The 1,787-nt window shown below is 67.2% G+C and carries 3 protein-coding genes; 2 read left to right on the top strand and 1 reads right to left on the bottom strand.

Features of this window, described 5'->3' with window-relative positions:
- On the top strand, nucleotides 1-632 hold a 632-nt coding region (locus tag VGF12_RS10345), incomplete at its 5' end, for a hypothetical protein (protein WP_331175951.1).
- 257 nt (nucleotides 633-889) lie between these two features.
- Here VGF12_RS10345 and VGF12_RS10340 read toward each other — a convergent pair.
- Nucleotides 890-1,165 (bottom strand): glycine zipper domain-containing protein, encoded by a 276-nt coding sequence (locus VGF12_RS10340; protein ID WP_331175950.1) that lies wholly within the window; start codon nucleotides 1,163-1,165, stop codon nucleotides 890-892.
- Between the two features lie 120 nt (nucleotides 1,166-1,285).
- Here VGF12_RS10340 and VGF12_RS10335 point away from each other — a divergent pair.
- On the top strand, nucleotides 1,286-1,787 hold a 502-nt coding region (locus VGF12_RS10335; protein ID WP_331175949.1), incomplete at its 3' end, for an MATE family efflux transporter.

Below are 1,787 nucleotides of genomic sequence, written 5' to 3'. Positions count from 1 at the left end.
ATGCGGCCTGGATCTACGAAAAGCGCATCTCGGCCCGCCTGCCCTCGCTGGGCAACAGCGACCACGACAACTGCGTGGCGCTGGCGCGCGCGGCACTCAGGGCCGATCCCGGTGATCCCCTGGTTCGCGCCATCTGCGGCTTCACCCTCTTTCGTGTCGGCAGGGATACGTCCATGCTGCAGGCGGTACGAGACGCGGCGGCGGAGAACCCCAACAGCGTCGTCATCCTCAACCTGTGCGGCATCGTCCACCAACTGAGCGGCGACGCCGACGAAGCCTATCGCTGCCGCGCCCGCGCCTACGAACTGGGCCGAACCGCGCCCGACGCCTATGTGAGCCTGCATGGCATGGGTGCGGCCGAAATGATGCGCGGCAACTACCGGACGGCCATCGACTGGTGCCGCAAGTCGCTCGCCACCTTCAACGACTGGTCATTCACCTACATCACGCTCGCCGCCAGCCATGAGAAACTCGGGGAGATCGAGCAAGCCCAGGCCATGGTCCGCCGCCTGCGCGAGCTGAACCCGACGCTGACATTGGCCGTCCTCGAAGAAGGCGTCGACCGCTGCGACGACGCCTACGGCCTGGCTGTGATCCCCAGCCTGAGGCGGGCCGGCCTGCCGGAGCGCTGACCCTCGACCGCGGACGGAATTGCTTGCGGCGGGCGGAGCCTATGCACGGATGCATCGGAGCAGCCCGTAAAAAATAGAACGGCTCGCCGGGGTGCGGCGAGCCGTCTGGACCATTTGACTGCACGGGGGCTCGGGGGAGAGCCGATGGGGGTGTGCAGGGTCGAAAAAGGAATGTTGGTGGCGCGGAAGGGTTGCGTGTTGGCGTAAAAAAAGCCCGGTGTTGTGCACCGGGCTTTCCGTTGATGACTATTGGCCGATCAGCCTTCCGGGCAATCGTCGAGATAGCGGGCGTTGGTGCGGCGGTCGATGTAGACGCACTGCTCCGGGTCCTTTTCGTAGCGGCCGAGCAGTTCGCCCGTGACGGCGCCCGCAGTGGCGCCGATGGCGCCGCCCACGGCCGCGCCGACGACGGAACCCGTGGTCGTGCCACCGATCAGCGCGCCGGCAACGCCGCCGACGGTTGCAGCTTTCTGTGTGGACGTACAGGCGCTTAGCGCCAGCACGGACGCACAGATGATGAGAAGCTTGTGCATGAGGGGTACTCCAAGGCTCGAATTGAACTCGGCTCAATAATGCGTGAACCGGGGAACGGTTCCCGGCTGGCTTCGCCGGGGTGGATGGGCTAGACCCTCGACCGCGAAGTGGATCAGATTATGGCCGAAATGCTGGAAGTGCCCGCCGCGGGCGCGAGAGACCCCATTGCCCCGGCGTCGACTCGGACCTGGACGGGCGAGTTCAAGGCGCTGCTGGCGCTGGGCTGGCCGCTGATCATCTCGCAGCTGGCGCAGAATGCGCTGCACACCACCGACGTGATCCTGATGGGCTGGCTCGGCCCGGCCGAATTGGCTGCCGGCGCGGTGGCGAGCTCGGTCATCATCTGCCTGCAGCTGCTGGGCGTCGGCCTTGTGGGCGCGGTGGCGCCGATGGTGGCGCAGGCGCTGGGCGCGCGCGAGCGCAGATCGGTGCGCCGCATTGTGCGCCAGGGCCTGTGGGTGTCCATCCTGCTCGCCGCCCTCATCACGCCCATCGTCTGGAACCTGCGGCCGCTGCTGGTCTTCCTCGGCCAGGACCCGGAGCTGGCGGCGCGAGCCGAGCCCTACGCTCACACGGTCGTATGGCTGCTGGCACCGGTGTTCGGCATCGTCGTGCTGCGCT

Source organism: Roseateles sp. (assembly GCF_036404855.1).
Lineage (GTDB): Bacteria > Pseudomonadota > Gammaproteobacteria > Burkholderiales > Burkholderiaceae_C > Pelomonas.
This window is presented reverse-complemented; position numbering and strand designations above follow the sequence as displayed.